Annotated in this window: 17 protein-coding genes and 1 pseudogene; 7 read left to right on the forward strand and 11 right to left on the reverse strand. The window is 71.8% G+C overall.

All coding sequences use genetic code 11. The features are described 5' to 3' along the window. The first annotated feature begins 67 nt into the window (after positions 1-67). The 3 genes from ACFYZB_RS39540 (at position 68) to ACFYZB_RS39550 (ending at position 2612) form a co-directional block, all read left to right on the forward strand. Positions 68-1510 carry a zinc ribbon domain-containing protein gene (locus ACFYZB_RS39540; protein ID WP_388766677.1) on the forward strand — a complete coding sequence of 481 codons (1443 nt, stop codon included), beginning with the start codon at positions 68-70 and terminating at the stop codon, positions 1508-1510. Between the two features lie 46 nt (positions 1511-1556). After that, a complete protein-coding gene (locus tag ACFYZB_RS39545) occupies positions 1557-1937 on the forward strand; it encodes a hypothetical protein (protein ID WP_388766678.1) in 381 nt (126 codons plus the stop codon). Between the two features lie 81 nt (positions 1938-2018). Beyond that, complete coding sequence (locus ACFYZB_RS39550) at positions 2019-2612, forward strand: hypothetical protein (RefSeq protein ID WP_388766680.1); 594 nt, start codon at positions 2019-2021, stop codon at positions 2610-2612. A 6-nt stretch (positions 2613-2618) separates the two neighbouring features. On the opposite strand, the gene ACFYZB_RS39555 is transcribed toward ACFYZB_RS39550, so the two are convergent. The 3 genes from ACFYZB_RS39555 to ACFYZB_RS39565 all read right to left on the reverse strand — a co-directional run bounded on the left by ACFYZB_RS39555 (position 2619) and on the right by ACFYZB_RS39565 (position 5970). Next, on the reverse strand, positions 2619-4349 hold the full coding sequence (locus ACFYZB_RS39555; protein WP_388766681.1) for a hypothetical protein: 1731 nt from the start codon (positions 4347-4349) through the stop codon (positions 2619-2621). Beyond that, positions 4346-5206 carry a protein phosphatase 2C domain-containing protein gene (locus tag ACFYZB_RS39560; RefSeq protein WP_388766682.1) on the reverse strand — a complete coding sequence of 287 codons (861 nt, stop codon included), beginning with the start codon at positions 5204-5206 and terminating at the stop codon, positions 4346-4348. The genes ACFYZB_RS39555 and ACFYZB_RS39560 overlap by 4 nt, the downstream gene beginning before the upstream one ends. A gap of 80 nt (positions 5207-5286) precedes the next feature. Then, a complete protein-coding gene (locus tag ACFYZB_RS39565; RefSeq protein WP_388766684.1) occupies positions 5287-5970 on the reverse strand; it encodes a hypothetical protein in 684 nt (227 codons plus the stop codon). Positions 5971-6185: 215 nt separating this feature from the next. Between ACFYZB_RS39565 and ACFYZB_RS39570 the strand changes: the two genes are divergently transcribed. After that, the gene (locus ACFYZB_RS39570; protein WP_388766686.1) at positions 6186-8162 is read left to right on the forward strand and encodes a hypothetical protein; all 1977 of its coding nucleotides are present in this window, start codon (positions 6186-6188) and stop codon (positions 8160-8162) included. An 88-nt stretch (positions 8163-8250) separates the two neighbouring features. Here ACFYZB_RS39570 and ACFYZB_RS39575 read toward each other — a convergent pair whose 3' ends face one another. From ACFYZB_RS39575 to ACFYZB_RS39585, 3 genes are all read right to left on the reverse strand, one after another. Next, positions 8251-10191 (reverse strand): S53 family peptidase, encoded by a 1941-nt coding sequence (locus ACFYZB_RS39575; RefSeq protein ID WP_351203614.1) that lies wholly within the window; start codon positions 10189-10191, stop codon positions 8251-8253. A 260-nt stretch (positions 10192-10451) separates the two neighbouring features. Further along, complete coding sequence (locus ACFYZB_RS39580) at positions 10452-11087, reverse strand: DUF305 domain-containing protein (protein ID WP_388766687.1); 636 nt, start codon at positions 11085-11087, stop codon at positions 10452-10454. Further along, positions 11087-11767, reverse strand: a complete 681-nt coding sequence (locus ACFYZB_RS39585; protein ID WP_388766689.1) for a DUF3105 domain-containing protein — start codon at positions 11765-11767, stop codon at positions 11087-11089. The genes ACFYZB_RS39580 and ACFYZB_RS39585 overlap by 1 nt, the downstream gene beginning before the upstream one ends. Positions 11768-11919: 152 nt before the next feature. Here ACFYZB_RS39585 and ACFYZB_RS39590 point away from each other — a divergent pair, with 152 nt between their 5' ends. Both ACFYZB_RS39590 and ACFYZB_RS39595 read left to right on the forward strand, forming a co-directional pair. Continuing rightward, on the forward strand, positions 11920-12372 hold the full coding sequence (locus ACFYZB_RS39590) for an RrF2 family transcriptional regulator (RefSeq protein ID WP_388766690.1): 453 nt from the start codon (positions 11920-11922) through the stop codon (positions 12370-12372). A gap of 46 nt (positions 12373-12418) precedes the next feature. Then, the gene (locus ACFYZB_RS39595) at positions 12419-13222 is read left to right on the forward strand and encodes a hypothetical protein (RefSeq protein ID WP_388766691.1); all 804 of its coding nucleotides are present in this window, start codon (positions 12419-12421) and stop codon (positions 13220-13222) included. Positions 13223-13227: 5 nt separating this feature from the next. On the opposite strand, the pseudogene ACFYZB_RS39600 reads toward ACFYZB_RS39595, so the two are convergent. Continuing rightward, positions 13228-14055: pseudogene (locus ACFYZB_RS39600) on the reverse strand (hypothetical protein). Between the two features lie 208 nt (positions 14056-14263). Here ACFYZB_RS39600 and glnA point away from each other — a divergent pair. Further along, on the forward strand, positions 14264-15625 hold the full coding sequence (gene glnA / locus ACFYZB_RS39605) for a type I glutamate--ammonia ligase (RefSeq protein WP_351203623.1): 1362 nt from the start codon (positions 14264-14266) through the stop codon (positions 15623-15625). 89 nt (positions 15626-15714) lie between these two features. Here the strand turns inward: glnA and ACFYZB_RS39610 are convergent, their stop codons facing one another. From ACFYZB_RS39610 to ACFYZB_RS39625, 4 genes are read right to left on the reverse strand one after another with little or no spacing between them, the layout of a single operon-like run. Beyond that, a complete protein-coding gene (locus tag ACFYZB_RS39610) occupies positions 15715-15993 on the reverse strand; it encodes a hypothetical protein (RefSeq protein ID WP_388766693.1) in 279 nt (92 codons plus the stop codon). Between the two features lie 54 nt (positions 15994-16047). Next, entirely contained in the window at positions 16048-17067 is a 1020-nt protein-coding gene (locus ACFYZB_RS39615; RefSeq protein WP_388766695.1) for a TolB family protein, read from the reverse strand. Then, positions 17064-18323, reverse strand: coding sequence for an MFS transporter (locus ACFYZB_RS39620; protein WP_388766697.1), 1260 nt, complete (start codon positions 18321-18323; stop codon positions 17064-17066). Before ACFYZB_RS39620 ends, ACFYZB_RS39615 begins: the two co-directional genes overlap by 4 nt. Before the next feature lies 1 nt (position 18324). Continuing rightward, positions 18325-19212 (reverse strand): alkaline phosphatase family protein, encoded by an 888-nt coding sequence (locus ACFYZB_RS39625; RefSeq protein ID WP_388766698.1) that lies wholly within the window; start codon positions 19210-19212, stop codon positions 18325-18327. Between the last annotated feature and the right edge of the window lie 392 nt (positions 19213-19604).

The raw sequence follows: 19604 nt of genomic DNA on the forward strand, positions 1-19604 counted from the left end.
ACGGCCGGCCGCCACCCAGCCCCGGCCCCCCGCCCCCGCCCCCGCCCCGGCGCCGGCCACGGTCAAGGTGTCCAGCACGTGGAGCGGCGCAGGCGCTCCCACCCCCGCGGCTCGGTGGGGTGGCGGCCAGGACGTCACCCGGTATCTGTGCGCGGCCGCGTATCTGGACCGCGCCTACGCCGAGTTGCTCATCAAGGGGATCGCCGCGGAACCCCATCTCGGGGTGGGGGCGGCCCCGGCATGCGATGTGCCCGTGGTGCTGCGGCACGCCTACCTGGCCAATGCCCGCCGGCACCAGCGGGACCTCCTGCTCGCCCCCATGCTGATCCTGACCCTGTTCTTCTTCTTATGGGGCCAGAGAGCCGGCATCGCCCTGCTGGTGCTGTTCCTGGCCTGGGTGACGGTGCTGTCGTTCGAGCTGTCGACCCGATACGGCCGTCACCTGCAGAGCCTGCGCCCGAACCGGTTCGACCCGGCGGCCGCGCCCCCGCCGCTCAACAGTGACATCGCGGCGCGCCTGAGACAGATCGGCTCCTACGCCGACGGTGACGTCACCGTCTCCAGCGGATATTCGCCGTTCGTGGGGTACGGGACGCCACTCGAGACGTGGTCCCTGACGTTCGACGTCAGCGCGCCGGGTCCGCTGGGGACCCCTCCGCAGGACTTCGACGTGACGGAGCTCTACGACCACGTCGCCGAGCGCCTGCGCGACCTGTCCCTGCCCTGCCTGGAGGTCGAGGAACGGCTCTTCGTCGAAGGAACGACCGTGCTGGGGGACACACGCTTCCTTCCCGACCCGCTCGGCAGGCCCGTGCACCGGGTCGGCCGGGACCTCATGGCCCGGCTGAAGCGAGCGCCCGAGGAAGGCGTCCGCCCCTATCTGGCCGTGCACTCCACGGGCTGGGGCGGAGAACTGGTCACGTCGCTGTTCCTGCGTTTCGTCCGGTCCGATTCCACCCTGTCCGTGGAAGGGGTCCAGACGGTGCTGTTCCCCCTCGCCGACCGCTACCGGGTCATCGACACCCTCATGCCCCGGCCGAGCCTGCGCGAGCTGGCCGAGCTGGTGTCGGGGACCGTGGTCAGCACCCCGTTCGTCATGATCGCCGCACCCGCGCGCGCGGTCACGGGATTCTCCCCCGACTACTGGATCGGACGGCGCCTGCGGCGGCAGCACAAGCTGATCACCTCGCTGCGCCGGTTCGACTACGGGGCGCGGTGGGACGTACGGCAGCAGGCCGCCGCCGAGAGCCATCACCGGCACTTCCAGAAGACCGACAGCGGCCTCGCCCTGAAGGCGATCGAGAAGCGAGCCCTGGACGCGCTGGTCGAGTTCGCCGAGGCACGCGGCATCGACGTGAGCGAGCTGATCCAGCGTCAGCAGCTGATCGTCAACAACGGCATCATCGCGACGGACGGGGCGCAGGTGGAGTCCAGCTCGGTCGCCTCCGGCGCGAAATCACGGATCTCCCTGCGCATGCTCAACAAGATCCCCGGCCTGAACACGGACTGACGGCCGTACAGGGACGGACGGCCGGGAACGGGAAGAGGAGGGACGCATGACCGGAATGAACAGGAACCAGGGGATCATCGCGACAGGTGGTTCGCAGGTGGTCGGGAACGCCGTCGCCAGCGGGGACCACGCGAAGGCCGAGGTGCGGGACAGCGGTCTGACCCAGTCCCGCGAGGACCGGCAGCGCACGCCCGAGGAAATCCGCGAGCTGCTCGCCCGGCTGATCGACGAGCTGGGCCGGTCCGAGCTTCCCGACCGCGCCGATCTGATCGAGGGGGCGCAGGACGCGCGCGAGGAACTCGCCTCGGCGGCACCGCGTGTGGGCAAGCTGAAGCTGATCGCGCGGGCGCTCGTGGATGCGGTGCCGGGGGTCACCGCCCTGGCCTCCATCGCCGCGACGATCGAAGAGGCGATCCGCAGGCTGTAGTCGGGACAGAGCATGCCGTACTGCGCGCACTGCGGTGCCCACGTGGCGGATTCCACCGCGAAGTCATGTCCCCGGTGCACCGTGCCATGGAGAGGGGACGCAGCCACCATCGGTGCCCACCGGCCCGGCCATGTCCGGGTCGGGCCGACGGTGCTCCCGGTGTGGCTGCTGTCGGTGCTGGTCGCCCTTGGCGTGGCGGGCGGGCTGGCCGTCGCCCTGCTGCACACCCCGGCCTCGGGTCCCTCGCATCCGGCGGCCGGCGCCGCTCCGTCGGTCACCCTGCCCCAGGACCCGACGGACATGGGCGTCGCTTCGACGGGCGACGCCTCCACCCCGTCCCCGGACGACGGCACCCCGACCGAGCCGGACCCCACGCCGTCCGCCGCCGACGCCGGCGCGGTCGTGGAGGAGTACTACCGGGACATCAACGCCGGGAACTTCGGCGCGGCGTGGGACCTCGGGGGCAGGAACATCGCCGGCATGTCGTACTCGGACTGGGTCGCGGGTTTCGACACGACCCGGAGCATCGAGGTCAACGCGGTGAACACCACGGACTCGGGTCAGGTCGACGCCGACATCCGCGCGACCCAGAGCGACGGCTCGGTGAAGGAGTACCAGGGCACCTACACCGTCTCGGACGGCGCGATCGTCAGCGCGGACATCGTCCAACGATGACGGCCGCTACATGTCGGGCAGGCCGTGACGTTTCCAGATGGCCTTGCCGCAGGTGACCGTGCCGTCGTCGTACGTCCACTGCCATTGGCTCCCGCAGGCATCGGCGGGAGCACCGCCGGGGTACACCTGCGTGAGCTCGACGGTGTACTGGTACTTGTCGGGGATCCCGGCGCCACACGGAGTGGCGGCGTTGAAGTAGATCGAGAGCTTGTTGCCGTTGGCGTGGGCGAACATGCACTGCCCGACGACGAAGTTGCGGTTCAGGCAGAAATCGGTGTCGGTGCCGTCGCTGTTGCTGTGGTACCAGGTCATGGCGCCGGAGGAACAGCCGCCCTGCAGCGACGTGACGCGGTAGTAGGCACCGGCGTCGGAGCAACTGCTCGTCGTCGGCGTGGAGGGGCTCCACTCCATGCCGTCGAAGTCGTAGGAGTTGCTCAGGCAGTCGCCGGTGGACACGGCGCTGAACGCCTGGTCCTCGGCGCTTGGCGGGGTGGTGCCGGGATCGGTGGGCGTCGTCGCTCCACCACTGTCGCTGCTGCTTGTGTCACTGCCGCTGCTCGTCCCACCACTGCTACTGCCGCTTCCGCCACTGTCGTCGGTGCTGGAGAAGTCGTAGCTCGAGGAGATGCTGGACTGCACCGAACCGTCCGACGCCGAGCCGGCACCGCCACCCGAGTGCGTGGCCACGAACGCGACGATGATCACGACGAGGGCGGCAACGGCAGCGACGGCCATCGCCGCCGGCCTGCCGGCACCGGGCCGGCTTCCCCCGGAGCCGGAGCCGGAGCCGGAGCCGGAGCCGGCGCGGGACCTGGACCCGGCGCCGGGGGCCTTGGTGGGTGCCTTGGCGGGGGCGGTCGACGCGGTGGACGCGGCCGCGCCGAGCTGTTCGGCCCACGCGGCCGGTGTCGGCCTGCGCGCCGGATCGGGGTCGAGGCTGCCGCGGGCCAGGCCACCGAGTTCCGGGCTGAGCGCGGTGAGGGCGGCGGGGTCGGTGGCGCTCTGGTCACGGGCGAAGAGCCGGACGGCGAGCAGCGCGAACTTGTAGACGTCGCCGGCAGGCGTGGCCTTCTCCTCGCCCGCGGGGATCTGCCAGTCGGGTGTCTCCGCCTGGGGCAGCACGGTGGCGCCCCGCAGGCGCATCGCGTCGCAGTCGATGAGGAAGCACGCGGGTCGCGGATCCGTCGTGAACAGCAGGTTCTTGGGGGAGAGGTCACCGACCGCGATGCCGATGCGGTGCAGCCGGCCGAGGGTGGCCGCCAGGTCGGCCAGGATCTCGAGCCGGTCGCGCTCGCTGATGCGCAGGCCGATGCTCGCGACGTAGGCGTCGGAGTTGAGCAGGAACTCCAGGTTCGCCAGGCGCCTTTCCGCGGATGTGCCGGACAGGCTCCGGAAGGCGAAGCGGAAGCGGTCGGGCACGGCGCGCATGAGGAATCCGCAGGCCTGGCCTTCGCGTTCGACCACGGCCGCGGGCCAGGCCGTCCGGTCGCACAGCCACCGGCCCTCCGCGGCGCCCAACTCGCCGAGCAGGCTCACCTGCGCGGCCAGCGCGGCCGCGTCGAGGTCGGGCAGCACGCCCGCGTCGTACTCCTTGTAGGCCACCTCCCAGCCGCCGCCGTCGGCCTCGTTGATCTTCTTGTTGTTCACCTGGTACACCGTGCCCTGGCCGCCTTGGCCCAGCCTGCGGCCCAGGGCGAGTGTCCGGTGTTCGACCACCGGGCCGCGCTCCGCGGTCATCGTGGTTCCGCCGTGGCGCGGGGCCAGACGGCCAGCAGCGTGCGGTCGTCGTCGAAGGTCTCCCGGGAGAAGTCCAGCAGGTGTGCCAGCCACAGCGCGGACGGCGGGGCGGCGAGATGGCGGGCGAACAGGGCGCCGACCTGGCCGTCGCCGTCGCCGAGTGGATCCTCGAAGCCGTCCGTGCAGATCAGCAGTACCTGGCGGCCGGTCAGCCGGGTGCTCGTGTGTTCCACCGGATCGGGGACGTGCGGAAGCGGCGTCACCTCGTTCGACACCACCAGGGCGTCCGGTCCGGTCTTCGGACCGAACAGCGGCCGGTACCGCCCGCCGGCCGAGTCCAGGACCCAGCCTCCCGAGTCCCCGACACGGCAGATCTCGGCCACGGGACCCGCCGGGTGGGGGCGTACCACGCCGGCGACGAGCGTGGTCGCGTACAGGCCCGCCACGTCGCCCCGCTCGGGTTCCCTCCCGCTCAGCCGCCACTCGGCGAGCTGCCACAGCCGCTCCGCCGCATGCCCGGCGACGGCCTGGAAGTCCAGCCTCCCCGGGTCCTGCGACAGCTGGTGCAGCAGCATCTCGATGGCGGCCCGGCATGCCTCGACAGCGCCGAACTCGGAGTTCGTCGCGCTGGAGACACCGTCGGCCACGGCGAAGACGACACTCCCCGTGGGTTCGTGTGCCGCGGCACGAGCGGCGTCCTGGCGCGGCCGGCGGTAGTACCGGTGCCCGGCCCCGCGCACCGAGGCAAAACGCAGCGACAACAGGGCCGTCGACCAGCCGTCGCACTCGGTGTCGGGGAAGTCGAAGTCGTACGGGCCCGGCGGCCGCGCCTCGAACTCGGGGCCCGGCGTTCCCACCGCGACCCGTTCCCAGGGCACAGGCCCCGGGGCGGCGGGAGGGACCGGTGCCGCGGCGGGACCGTCGCCGCCCGGGAACGTCACTCGCCGACCTCGTCGATCGCCATGGTGAACTGGTCCGGCCGGTTCACCACCAGGTGCGGGCTGCCCGAGTTCAGTGCCTGCCCGGAGGCGACCAGGCTCGCGGTGAGCGCGTGGAAGAACTCGGCGACGGCCCGGCCGATGTCGGTGCCCGGCTTGGCGACGAAGGCGAACTCCTCGCGGGTCGCGACCTCGACCATCGTGTGCGCCTGGGCATCCCCGATACCGCAGGCCACGATGTTCGGCGCGGCGGGTGTCGCGGCCCTGTCGGTCAGCCGGGCGTGCGGCCGGCGCCAGGCCCCGCCGTCGGTGGGCTGCCCGTCGCTGAGGAAGAACACCACCGGACGGTGCACCTTGTAGCCCTCACCGCGCAGCCACTGGACGTCGGACGGGATCCGGTCCAGCAGATCCTCGAACACCGCCTCGTAGTTGGTCAGGCCCCGGATGCTGACCTGGGGCAGCCTGGTCTCGGTGCGCATGTCGGCGACCGCGAGCCGCACCTGCACGTCGTCGGAGAACCCCAGCACGGCCAGCCGCAGCTTGGCCGCGACCATCGGCTCGGCCCGTAAGCCCTCGCACAACGACACGAGACCGTTCGACAGGTCCTGCCGGTACGGCCCCATCGACTGCGATTCGTCCGCCAGTACATAGGCAGGCAGCAGTACGCCCCTGGTCTCCGCCATCGAATCCGTCTCCCCGTGGTATGTCCGGTCCGGTGCGCCGTGTCGGATGTGTGCAGGACTGGGTGAACTCCTAGGAATGGCCCAGGTGTTGAAGTATGTTCCAGCGACAGGCATAGAGGCTAGCGATACGGGGTGGAGCTTCGGTGCGGAATCACTACGGAAGTAGCGAATCCGGTGAGCCGAAGCTGCCGACCTGGCGGCAGACGCCCCGCGCCGTGCCACCGCCCCTGGGGAAGCCTCCTGCGGCCACGGGCGGCTCGCCCTCCGCCGGTACGAGGGGATCGACATGGGGCGGTCCGGCGGCACCGCGGCCCGCACCGCCGCCGCCACCGGGCCCCGCACCGGGCCCCACAGCGGACCACGGACCGGACCACGGAGCACCGCACCGTCCGGCGCACCGGGACGGCCCCGCCGCCGCGTTCCCGCACCGCACCCGCCGCTGGACCGCGCTCGTCGCGTTCGGCGTGGTCGCCGCCCTCGCCGCCGCGCTGCTGACCCGGCACGACTCCACAACCCCGCACGCCGATCCGCGGGCGCCGTTCGCCACCGCCCTGGTGGACCTCGCGCTGCAGCCCGGCGTCCGGTACCGCTCGACCACGGGCGGCTCCGGCTGGACGGCGTCGCGGGTCACCGCCACCGGTGAGGCGCTGGGCGAGGCGCCGTACGCCGGTACCCGTGTCACGACGCTGACCGTGGGCGGCACCACGTACGTCAGGATGCCCGACCCGCTGCCCCCCGGTCCCGGCGGAGCGGACGACCGGAAGGATCTCGCGGGCAGGTGGGTGACCGGGGTCCTGCACACCGGTGCCGAGAGCGATGCCGTGCCCCGGGCCGGGATGAGCCCGGCGACCCTCGCGAACCTGCTGCTCCAGGCGCTGGACAGCGGACGTACGACCCTGCCGGACCGCGACGCCGCGCCCGTGCGCGTGGGAGGTGTGCCCGCGCTCCGGGCCCGCACCCCGCAAGGCGACCTGTACGTGTCGACGGCCCGCCCGTACCGGGTCCTGGAGTTCGTGCCGAGCGCCCCGCCGGGGAGCGCGCGGCAGCGTACGGGAGCCGACGCGAGCGCGCCCGCCGCCTTCACGGTGTCCGCACTGTCCCGAGCGGGGAGCGCGGCACTGCTGGGTGAGATCCGCGACGACACCGCGCAGCTGTCCGGTGCGGTGGACACCCGCATCACGGCGCGTGTCGAGGGGGAGCCGCGGACGAACTGCTCGGCGGCCGGATGCGACGTGAGCACGCGGATCACCGGCCTCGTCGCCGACGACGAAGCCGCACGGCGCATCCGCGGCGGACGGGTGACGGCCGAGTTCACGGCGACGGTGACGATCGGGGGCCGGCCGGCCGGCACCTGCACCGCCACCGAGGAACTGCCGCTGGACGGCTCCGGGGAGTTCATGTGCAGTGACGCGGACGCGGGCCCGGTCTTCGCCGAACAGGAGGCGGAATCGGCGTCCTGGGCCCAGGACGGGACGCCGGTCTCCCACGACGTCCGTTCAGCCGTCTCCGTCCGGGTCCTGGCACAGGCCGACGTGGCGGCCCTGCGGCAGGCGCAGCAGCAGGAGGAGCAGCTGACCCGGGAGGCACCTGTCCCGGCCGACGTGCTCGCACGGGCGGCGCCGGCCCGGGACGGCGAAGGGGCGTGGGACTGCACCGGTTCCCGCCCGGAGCACGCGGTCGGCAGTGGCGCCGGCTGGATCCTCAACACCCTCGGCGCCAACGGCCGCAGCGAGACCGGTCAGGCCTGTCTGAAGAACCCGCCCGACGACAGCGGCACGCAGGCGAGGACCGACCCGTACGGCTACGCGGAGGCCCGGGCCGAGGTGCGCGGCCTCGGCCGCGACCCCGGGGACGCTCTGACCCGGTGCCACATCGTCGCGGCACGCTTCGGAGGCTCCAGCACTCTGGCGGCCAACCTCAGCCCGTGCGGACGGCTCACGACGGACAACGGCACCTTCGGCATGGCGGCGTTCGAGGACGCGGCGGCCCGGGAACGCGCACGGCAGCCGTCCGGCACCATTCACTACCTGGTCGAGCCGTTCTTCGCATCGGCTCGGAGCAGCGTTCCCCGGGGGTTTGTGATGATCGCCATCGGCTGCACCCCGGCCGGGCTCCCGGACGCCGTCGTCCCGCGGTCGGTCCCGAACGTGGTGGAGCGGGCCGACGGCGGCCTGGTGAACCTCGGGAACTGAGGGAGCGGGGAGAGCGAGGAAGAGCGAGGAAGAGCGAAGGGGGCCCGGGGTCTTCGCGACCCCGGGCCCCCGGCCCCTCAGCGGAGCGTCAGTGCTTCTTCGCGTACGACTGGACGTACCCGTTCGCCGGGGAGCCGACGCCGGTCACGTCGTCGTAGCCCTTGACCGCCGACAGGGAGCTGTCCTTGCCGAGGCTGCGGACCGAGGTCAGCAGGCCGCCGGAGGCGTCGAAGCCGTTGGCGAAGTCCACCCGGACCTCGGCCAGGCCGGAGCCGGTCGGGTTGTCCGTGACATCGTGGAAGACGCCCTTGCCGTACTTGGCGTAGATCGCCGGGTTGGCGAAGCCGATCGCGTTGCCGCCGCGCGCCTCCTGGGCCAGGGCCTGGACCGCCGCGATGACCGGAGCGGCGAGCGAGGTGCCGCCGATGCGGTACTCGCTGTACTGCAGCGAGCCGTCCGGGAACGTCTGGGTCTGGCCGACCAGGAAGCCGGTGTTCGGGTCGGCGATGGCCGCGATGTCCGGGACGACGCGGTTGCCGTCGGCGCTGTTGGCCTTGGCGAGCGAGTCCGGGACGACGCCCTTCTGGTAGTACGGCTCGGCGACCGTCTTGCTGGTGCCGCCGCCCGCGCCCGAGGTGAAGGCGCCGGGGAAGTTGGTCCAGCTCTTGCCGTCGGCCGACAGGGCCGCCTTCTCGGTGCCCCAGCCGGTCTCCCACTCGTAGGTGTTGCCCTTGCCGACGGCCAGGGACGTACCGCCGACGGCGGTCACCCAGGCGGAGTTGGCGGGGGTGTCGACCTGCTTCGTGCCGGTGTTGGCGACCTCGTCGCCGTTGTCACCGGAGGAGAAGTAGAAGCCGATGCCCTGCACCGCACCCAGCTGGAAGACCTGGTCGTAGGCGGCCGCGAGGTCCGGGGTCTGGTTGGCCTCGACGTCGCCCCAGGAGTTGGAGACGATGTCGGCCAGGTGGTTGTCGACGACCTTGCTGAGCGAGTCCAGCAGGTCGTCGTCGTAGCAGGAGGCCGCGCCGACGTAGGTGACGTCGGCGTCGGGAGCCACCGCGTGCACGGCCTCGACGTCGAGGGTCTCCTCGCCGTACCAGCCCGCGGCCTTGCACTCCTTGATCCTGGTGAAGTTCTTCGGCAGCGTCTGGTGCAGCTGGCTGGTCTTCCAGGCCGCGTCACCGTGCTTGACCGCGTACGTGCCCGCGTCGTAGGCGATGGTCGGGGAGGCGTACGCGTCCGTGATCGCGACGCGGACTCCCTTGCCGGTGTAGTCGCCCGCGCCGTAGGCGGCGCGCAGCTGCTTGCCGGTGTAGCCCTTGATCGCGTACGGGATCTTGCCGCCGTACGCGTCCGGGAGCGTGGTCGCGATGTTCGAGCCGTAGTACGACGAGAACGGCCCGGAGTTCTTGAACACGGCGTCCGGCTGCGGCAGCTGGTCGTCGTGGTTGGCCTTGTGCGGGGCGTTGTCCAGGCCGGTGACGGTCAGGACGGCGCCCTTCAGGCCCTCCGGCACGGTGGCCGTCTGCGCCGGGGCGCGGTAGGTCGCCGAGCCCTTGGCGTAGTTGTGCAGCTGGGTGCCGAAGGCCTTCTCGGCGGCGGCCACGTCACCGGAGACGGCGACGTAGTGCTGGGTGACCTCGGTGACCTTCAGGCCGGCCGACGTCAGCCAGGACTTGACGGCGGCCACCTGGGCCTTCGTCGCCCCGAACTGTGCCTGTGCCTTCTTGGCGTTCAGGTACTTGCCGTAGAGCGGCGAGCTGGGGTCGGACACGGCCTTGGCGTAGGCGGCGAGGCCCGCCGCGTCCTTGCCGGCCAGGTAGACCCGGGCGTTCACCGCGGCGCTGTTCGCGGTCGCGCCCTTGTCCGCCCTGGGCGTGGCCCACAGCGGCTTGGTGCCCTTGATGGCGGAACGAGCGGGGCTGTCCGCGGCGTGTGCCGCGGGTATGCCCAGCGCCAGAGCGCCGGCGACCATGGGCAGTGTCGCTGCCATGCTCACGGCGCGCAGCTTGGCGCGGTTGGATCTCATAGAACCCCCTGCGATGCGGTTCGCATGCATGTCGTGGTCGGTACGTCATGCGTCCGCGTGCCGGCCCGCGGCGGTTTGGCCAGCCGTATGGATCACACGATGGGGGTCACTCTTTCGATGAACTGTTCATGCCAGGGGAACGGAAAGGTCAAGAGAGACCCAAGGAACCGTCAGATGGGGGGATTTGGGGCTTTTGTTCTTGCGGTGGTGTTGTGAAAGGGCTTGCCCGCCGTTCACGAACGGCCTGCAGGGGCGGGTGTTCACGAACGCGGCGCGGAACCCCGCTCCTTGAGCATCTGGGCCATCACCTGGAGTTCGGACTGCTGCGCGTCGACCATGCCCTGCGCGAGCCGCTTCTCCACGCCGACGGTGCATCTGGCGACACAGCCCTCGGCCATGTGGATACCGCCCTTGTGATGGTCCGTCATCAGCTGCAGGTAGAGGACCTCGGCCTGCTTGCCGCCGAGCGTCTGCAGCTTCTTCAGCTCCGTGTCCGTCGCCATGCCCGGCATCAGCGAGCCGTCGCCGCGCTCGGGCATGTCGCCCATGCCCATCCAGGACATGGGTGGCTTCGCCGACACCTTCGGCAGTCCCCACAGATCCAGCCAGCCGAGCAGCATGCCGCGCTGGTTGGCCTGCGTCTGCGCGATGTCGTAGGCGAGCCGCCGCACTTCCGCGTTCTGCGTGCGGTCCCGGACGATGTACGACATCTCGACGGCCTGCTGGTGGTGCACGGCCATGTCCCGCGCGAACCCGGCGTCCGCCGATTCGGCGGCCGGCGTCCGCAGGGCCGGCCCGCCGCCCGTGTCCTCGGCGACCGCGTACGTGGCCGCGCCCGCCGCGACGAGCGCCGCCGCCGCGGCCCCGGCGAGCCAGCCGACGTGCCGGCGCCTCACTACATCGCCCCGTTGGTGCAGGGGGCCCCTGGCTCCGGGGTCTGCGGGCCCTGGACGTAGGCGGCGAAGAACCTGTTCACCTCGGGGTCGTCCGCGCTCTTGACGGCCACCTGGTGGCCCCAGGCCGACAGGATCAGCGGCGCCGCCTGGTTCTCGTACGGGCTCATCAGCGAGAACGGGGTCTGCTTCACCTTCGCCGCCAGCGCGGCTATGTCGGCCTTCTTCGCCTCGCCGGTGTACGTCACCCAGACCGCGCCGTGCTCCATCGAGTGCACGGCGTTCTCGTCCTGCAGCGGCTTGGTGTAGACGGTGCCGTCGCACGTCGCCCAGATCGGGTTGTGGTTGCCGCCGACCGGGGGGTGCATCGGGTACGACACCTTGGTCTGCACGTGCGTCCGCGCCAGTTTGCCGGACCAGGTCCGCACGCCGTCCTTGCCGGTGGTCCAGTGCCCGGAGTCCCCCGAGTTCGTGGAGCTCTTGGAGTCGCTCGCGCTGTTCTTCCTGTTGTTGTCGGACCCGGAGTTCACGAGGACCACACCGCCGACCACGAGGCCGGCGACGACCACCACGCTCGCGGCGACGGTGAGCACGCGGGTGCGGCGCTCGCGCGCACGCTCGGCACGGCGCATCTCCTCTATGCGCGCCTTGCGCGCCGCGCTGCTGTTCTTGGCGGAGCCCATGAGTGTCCTTCTGGGGGAAAGGGCCGGCAACGGGAAGGGTGGGGCCCGCTGATCGTAATGGGGAAGGAGTCGCCTTCCGTAGGCAGGAGAGGCAAAGAACGGGGACCCAGGGATAATGTGAACCGTGGATGCGCATTATCCAGGCTCGTGGTATGCGGCTCCTGCGCTCCACCGACCTGGCCCTGCGCGTCCTGATGCGACTGGCCGTGACCGCCGACGCCATGCCCACCACCCGACAGGTCGCGGCGGACATGGACGTGCCCTACACGCACGCCGCGAAGGTCGTCGCCGAGCTGCAGCACCTGGGCCTCGTCGACGCCCGTCGCGGCCGGGGCGGCGGCCTCACCCTGACCGCCGAGGGCCGTACGGCCTCGGTCGGCGCGGTGGTGCGCACCTTCGAGGGCGACGGCGACGTGGTCGACTGCGAGGGCACGGCGGGTACGGCCCCCTGCCCGCTGAACACCGGCTGCCGCCTGCGCGGCGCCCTGCGCGTGGCCCAGGAGGCCTTCTACGCCGCGCTGGACCCGATCACGGTCGCCGAGATCGTCACCGACCCGACGGGCCCGCTGCTGCTGGGCATCTCCCGGGGACCGCAGGGCGGTTGACGGCCCGTGCCGCCGTGCCTTCACCGGGGGACGCTATGGTGCGCGCGTGACGGAGGGGAATCAGGGGACGGACAACGAACGGTGGAACCAGTTCGTCAGAGACTTCGAGAAGAGCAGAGGGGTCCACGCGCCGGGCGCGGCTGAGCCCGTGGCCGCCGAGCGGCGCCCGCGGCGCCGGAGGCTCACGGCCGTGACGGCCGTCGTCGGTGTCGTGGCCGTGGTGGCCGGGGCGGGGTTCTGGCTGGGCTCGGGGCACGGCGAGCACCGGGAAACGGCGGCCGAGGGGCCGGGGTATGCCCCGGCCGCCGCCTCGGGCGGGCCCACGCCGTCGGCCGGGCTCCCGAAGTCCACGGCGCCGATGTCGATGGTCACCGCGGACCAGGCGTTCCCGGCACACGTCGACGGCTACACCAGGGTCAAGCAGTCGGGCGGTCCGAACTGTACGGGCTCGGGCATGGTCGGCCCGGACCTGACCGCGCTGATCGGGGCGAGCAGGGGCTGCCGGGGCGTGATCGGGGCCCTGTACAAGGACGCGTCGGGCAACCAGTACACGATCGTCGCGTTCGGCATGAAGGACCCGGCCGACGTCCCCCACCTGGTCGCCGAGCTGGGCTCGCACCCCACCGACTACGAGGTGGGGGTGCTGACGCCGCCCGCCGGCTCCGGGCTGAAGTCCCTGCCGGCGGACAGCGGGCTGGTGCAGTCCTTCGCCGGTTACGGCAGGCTGCTGGTGGTCGGCCTGGCCCAGTGGTCGGACGGCCGCAGCGCCGACTACCAGGGCCTGGTCGCCAGGCTGCAGCCGCTCCTGGACAAGGTGACCGAGGCGGCCGCCGGACACGACCGGGGCTGAGCCCGTCAGGCGGCCTGCTGCGCCGGCCACAGGTCCGGGCCGAACACCTCGTAGTGGATGTCGGCCGGGGCCACACCCTTCTCGATCAGCCGGCCGCGCACCGCGCGCATGAACGGCAGCGGGCCGCACAGGTACGCGCGCGTGCCGGTGGGTACGGCGATGCCGGCGAGGTCGACCAGACCGCTGCGGGTGCCGGGCTCGGCGTCCCGCTCGTAGAAGAAGTGCACGGACGCGTCCGCGAGCTTGCCCGCGTACGTCTCGTGGTCGGTGCGCAGGGCGTGGTCGGCGGGGGAGCGGTCGCCGTGCACGACGGTGACCGGGCCGCCGTGGCCGCCCGCCGCGAGGTCGGCCGGCATCGCGACCATCGGGGTCACACCGATGCCGGCGGAGGCGAGCAGCAGGGGGTCTCGGCGCCGTCGGTGTCCAGGACGAGGTCGCCGTACGGCTCGGACAGGTCGAGGACGTCACCGACGCGCACGCGCGCGTGGAGGTGGTGAGCCGGTGGCGCTCCGTGCTGCCGCAGCCGCTTCTCGATGACGATCAGCGCGTTCGCCATCAGCCAGTCCACGCCCAGGGAGGCGTGCTTGTGCGCGATGCGGCCGAGCATGGCGTCCGGCCGCTGGTCCGGGGTTCACCAGGTGCGTGGCGAAGGCGGCGATGGAACCGGCGAGGGCCTGCTTCTGGGCCCCGGAGGCCTGGTTGCCGCCGTTGTACAGGTCCCGCAGCAGCTCGGGGTGGGCGGCGAAGAGGCGGGCGTGGAAACGCTCGGTGATCTCACCGATGGCCGCGCCGACGGCGGGAGAGGCGTGGTTTCCCTCACGTCCGAAGCGGATCGGCCATTACGGATGTCGGTCCGAACAGGCAAGATGGGCGACACGGCAGTACACCTGCCGTACGAGAGGCGTTCAGGCCGAGGACGCATCCGCGATCAAGGTCCGCAACGCGCATGAAATGGTGTTGTGGTGGGATGCTCAGGTGCCCGACCGCCTCCCGCGGGACGGGGGACAGGCGGCCTGACCAGCAAGGATGGGGTAGCGGAAGATGGACAAGCAGCAGGAGTTCGTGCTCCGGACGTTGGAGGAGCGCGACATCCGGTTCGTACGCCTGTGGTTCACGGACGTGCTGGGCTTCCTCAAGTCCGTCGCCGTGGCCCCCGCCGAGCTGGAGCAGGCCTTCGACGAGGGCATCGGCTTCGACGGCTCGGCCATCGAGGGCTTCGCCCGGGTCTACGAGTCCGACATGATCGCCAAGCCGGACCCCTCCACCTTCCAGGTCCTGCCGTGGCGCGCGGAGACCCCCGGCACCGCCCGCATGTTCTGCGACATCCTCATGCCGGACGGCTCCCCGTCCTTCGCGGACCCCCGCTACGTGCTCAAGCGCGCCCTGGCCCGCACCTCCGACCTGGGCTTCACCTTCTACACCCACCCCGAGATCGAGTTCTTCCTGCTGAAGGACCGCCCGCTGGACGGCTCCCGGCCCACGCCGGCCGACAACTCGGGCTACTTCGACCACACGCCCACCAACGTCGGCATGGACTTCCGCCGCCAGGCGATCACCATGCTGGAGTCGATGGGCATCTCGGTGGAGTTCTCCCACCACGAGGGCGCGCCGGGCCAGCAGGAGATCGACCTGCGCTACGCCGACGCGCTCTCCACGGCCGACAACATCATGACGTTCCGCCTGGTCATGAAGCAGGTGGCGCTGGAGCAGGGGGTGCAGGCGACCTTCATGCCGAAGCCCTTCTCGGAGCACCCGGGCTCCGGCATGCACACCCACCTGTCCCTCTTCGAGGGCGACCGCAACGCGTTCTACGAGTCCGGCGCCGAATTCCAGCTCTCCAAGGTGGGCCGCTCCTTCATCGCGGGCCTGCTGCGGCACGCGGCGGAGATCTCCGCGGTCACCAACCAGTGGGTGAACTCCTACAAGCGCATCTGGGGCGGTTCCGAGCGCACGGCCGGCGCCGGCGGCGAGGCCCCCTCCTACATCTGCTGGGGCCACAACAACCGCAGCGCCCTGGTCCGCGTCCCGATGTACAAGCCCGGCAAGACCGGCTCGGCCCGCGTCGAGGTCCGCTCCCTGGACTCGGGCGCCAACCCCTACCTGGCCTACGCCGTCCTCCTGGCCGCGGGCCTGAAGGGCATCGAGGAGGGCTACGAGCTCCCGCCGGGCGCCGAGGACGACGTCTGGGCGCTCTCCAACGCCGAGCGGCGGGCCATGGGCATCGAGCCGCTCCCGCAGAACCTCGGCGAGGCCCTGACCCTCATGGAGAGCAGCGACCTGGTCGCCGAGACCCTCGGCGAACACGTCTTCGACTTCTTCCTGCGCAACAAGAAGTCGGAGTGGGAGGAGTACCGCAGCGAGGTCACGGCCTTCGAGCTGCGGAAGAACCTGCCGGTGCTGTAGGCGCCGGTCCGGCGTGGGTCACGACCGTGCGGCTCGCCCGGCTGCGATGTGCTGCCGGGCGGGCCGCTGCCTGCACGTTCGCCGGTGCCTCACCGCCAGTCCGGGAACGAGTTCGAGTCGGAGTCCGGGCGGGGCTGCGGGGACTGAGCGGGATGGACGTGGGGGCGGTTGTTGCAGGCGTCGTACACCGAGCTGCCCGTCCAGGGCGCGGTGAGCGGGACGATCCCGAGGGCCGTTTCGCAGAGTTTGTCCGGGGACAGGGGCCGGCCGGCGATGTTGATGCGGCCGTGGGTGCCGTCGGCGTGGGCGGGGGCGGCGAGTGCGAGACCGGCGGCGGTGAGCGCGGCGAGAGCGGTGATCTTCTTCACGACCTGGTCAACGAGACCGAATCGACCCAGGTCACGCGGCTGACGACGGTGCGGTTATCCGACGTATGCCGGTGACACCCCGGCCGTGGTGATCCGCCGCGCCGCCCCCGACCCGTCCGCCGGGACCGCGTACAGGTCGGCGCCGTAGTCTCCGGGCAGCGCGTACACGACCGTGCGGGCGTCCCGCCACACCACCTGGTCGTCCACACTCCTCCGCTCGGCCAGCGGGGTCTCCCGCAGGGTCCGCAGGTCCAGGACGTACAGCCGCCAAGGGGCGTCCTTCGGCGCGCCCTTGACCCGCTTCTTGTAGGCGATCCGGGTGCCGTCGGGCGAGAGGGACGGGCACTCGACGTTCGCGTGCAGGGTGGTGACCGTACGCGCGCGCAGGTCGCCCCGGAGCAGATACGTGCGGCCCCGGGTCGCCAGCGTCGCGTAGAACGTGCGGTCGTCCGCCGCGAACGTCACCCCCCAGAAGTTGACGTCCGCCGCCCGGTACGGATGCCCGTCCTTGACGATCCGGAAGTCCTCCAGCGACGGGATCAGCTCGCCACTCCTCGTGTCCACGATCGCCGCGCGCGTGGAGAAGTTCGTGCCGGCGTACGAGTCACCGCCCACGAACGCCGTCCAGGCGGCGAAGTGACCCGTCGGCGAGACCCGGGCCCGGGACGGAATGCCAGGGACGTCGTACCGGTGCACGGTCCGCAGCCGCGCGTCCAGGATCAGCGCGCGATACGTGTCCGAGACCGGCCCGTGCACCGCCTGCAGGCAGACACCCGTGCCCGAAGCGGCATGGAAACGCAGGCACTTGACCCCGGACGCCGTCCGTGCCCCCGACGGATCGCCGGCCGGCACGCTCACGAGCTCGTCGCGGTGCGGCCCCCAGGCCATGTTCCGGAACACCATCCGCCCGTGCCCGGTCAGCGTCACCGCCCCCGCCGTGACCCGCGGCCCGCCCGCCTGCGCCTGGTTGCGGCGGTCGGCACGGGCCGAGGCGTGCAGCACGGACGCCAGCCCCACCGCCGCGAGCACGGCGACGGCGGCGGCCAGGATCAGGACGCGGTTGCGTACGGTCATGCGGGCACCGCCCCCTTCGGGCGAACGACGACGGAGAAGACCACACAGACGACCAGCGCCACCGCCGCGCCCGCCAGCGCCGCCCGGTCGCCCCACACCGTCCAGGCCGCGCCGAACAGCAGTGAGCAGGCGAACCGGGCCAGCGCCTGCCCGGTCTGCACCAGGGCCAGCCCGGACGACCGCAGCGCGTCCGGCACCCCGTCCGAGGCCGCCGCCATCAGCACCCCGTCGGTGGCCGCGTAGAAGGCGCCGTGCAGGGCGAGGACGACGTACGGCAGGGCCGGGCCGTGCCACGCCGTGAGCAGCAACGCATAGGCGATCAGCAGGCCGGCGTGCCCGCCCACGAAGACCGCCCACCGGCCCACCCGGTCCGCGAGCCGCCCGAGCGGCACCGCGAGCAGCAGGAAGGAGGCGGCCGTACCGAGGGGCAGCAGCGGGAACCACCGGTCCGGTACCCCGAGACGCCGCTGCAGCAGCAGATACACGAACGAGTCACTGACCGTGGCCAGCCCCAGCAGCAGCGCGCACACCGCGATCCGCCGCAGCCCGCGCCGCCGCAACAGGCCCACCGCGCCCCGCAGAGAGGGCCGCTCGTCCGCGACCACCCCACCGCGTCCGCCCGGCACGAACAGCACCAGGACCAGGACACCGAGCACCGCGACACAGAAGCTGACGGTGAACACCGCGTCGTATCCGTCCACGGTCGCCCGCAGGATCAGGAAGGCCACCAGGGGCCCGAGCAGAGCGCCGGCGGTGTCCATGGCGCGGTGCACCCCGAAGGCCCGCCCCCGGGACTCGGCCGAACTCGACAGCGAGATGAGGGCGTCCCGGGGAGCGGTCCGCAGCCCCTTCCCCGTGCGGTCGGCGGCGAGAACCAGCCCGATCGGCGTCAACGAGTGAGCGACCAGCAGCAACGGCTTGCACACGGCCGACACGGCGTACCCGAACCCGGCGACCCACTTGTGCCGCCCGCCACCCCGGTCCGCGAGATGCCCGCCCACGAGCCGTACGACCGCCGAGAACCCGTTGTACACGCCGTCCAGCAGCCCGAACCCCAACGGCGACAGGCCGAGCCCGCTGACCAGGTACAACGGCAGAACCGCGGTGACCATCTCGGACGAGACGTCCGTCACCAGGCTGACCGTTCCGAGCGCGAGCACGGTCGGGGCGAGCGCGGCACGGCGCCGCCCGGCCGGGGGCCGGACGGCACCGTCCGCGGACGCCGGCGTACTCGCGCGGCTGTCCGCTACGTACACGTCAGGACGCCCAGATGCCGGTGATGTCCTTGGCGGAGGCCGCGTTGCCCGCGTGCGTGCTCAGCCCCTCCAGGTCCTCCAGGGTGCGCAGCAGGTCGTAGTGGTTGTAGGTCGTGGAGCTGGAGGACCCGGCCGTCACCGGCTGCCCGTACAGCACGGTCGGAATCCGGTTCCCGCTCAGCCGGTTGTCCTCGTCGAACGTGACGACGAGCAGGCTGTTGTGGGTCTTGGCCCAGGTCGCGTACGCGCCCAGGTTGTCCTTCAGCCAGGTGTCACCGGTGGACACCGAGCAGTCGTGCATGTCGCTGCACAGGTTGGGGATCACGTACGACATCTGGGGCAGCGTCGAGTAGTCCGTCGGGAACTGGTCGAACGTCAAGGCGCTGTCCGTCGGCACGTTGCTGAACCCGAACCACGGGTTGTGCTTCTGGGCGTAGTCGCCGCTGCTGCACGTGGTGTCGCCCTGGCCGGGCAGATCCTCGTTGTAGCTGGCCCAGGTGCGGCCGGCGTCGAGCACCTCGGACGCGAGGTTCGGGGCCGACGAGAACCCCGGGGTGACACAGCTGTCGTCCGTGATGCCCTGGGTGTCGCCGGAGAGCATGGCGTAGTAGTTCGGCTGGCTCGGGTGGGTCTCGGCGTACGACTGCGTCAGGCTGGCGCCTCCCGACGTCAGGGAGTTGATGTACGGGGCGCGCGAGGAGCCGATGACCTGGCTGTACGCGTGGTTCTCGAAGACCACGACGACCACGTGGTCCGGGCTCGGCACGGCGCCCGCGGCGTGCGCGGACTCTGCGCCGATCCCGGTCCACAGCCCGAACGCGGCCGCGGCGAGGGCCGCTGTGGACGCCACGACGGTACGGGCACGGCGGTACACGGAACTGCCGGACACATCAACCTCCGGTGTGGGGGGCGGGACGGGGCTGGCGGTGCGGACAGAGCATGCACACGTCAACATTCCCGCGCGGTACGGCGTCCAACCGGGAGAGTGAAGAGCGGATGAACTACTGGCCGCACCTGCACCCGCGCACGGCGGGGAGGGGACGCGTGGCGGGCGGTGTCCGCGCGCGCACGCGCAACGACCATGCCCCCCCGCAGGGGACACGCACGCACAGTGCCCATGCCCCCGCCCCGCGAGGACACACACGCGCAGCGACAACCACTCTCGGTGAGGGACGCGCACCCGCAGTGACTACGCCCCCGGCCCGTGAGGGACGCGCACTTGCAGCGACGACCACCCCCCCGGTGAGGGACGCGCACCCGCAGTGACCACGCCCCGGGCGC

Source organism: Streptomyces sp. NPDC001852 (assembly GCF_042891825.1).
GTDB lineage: Bacteria > Actinomycetota > Actinomycetes > Streptomycetales > Streptomycetaceae > Streptomyces.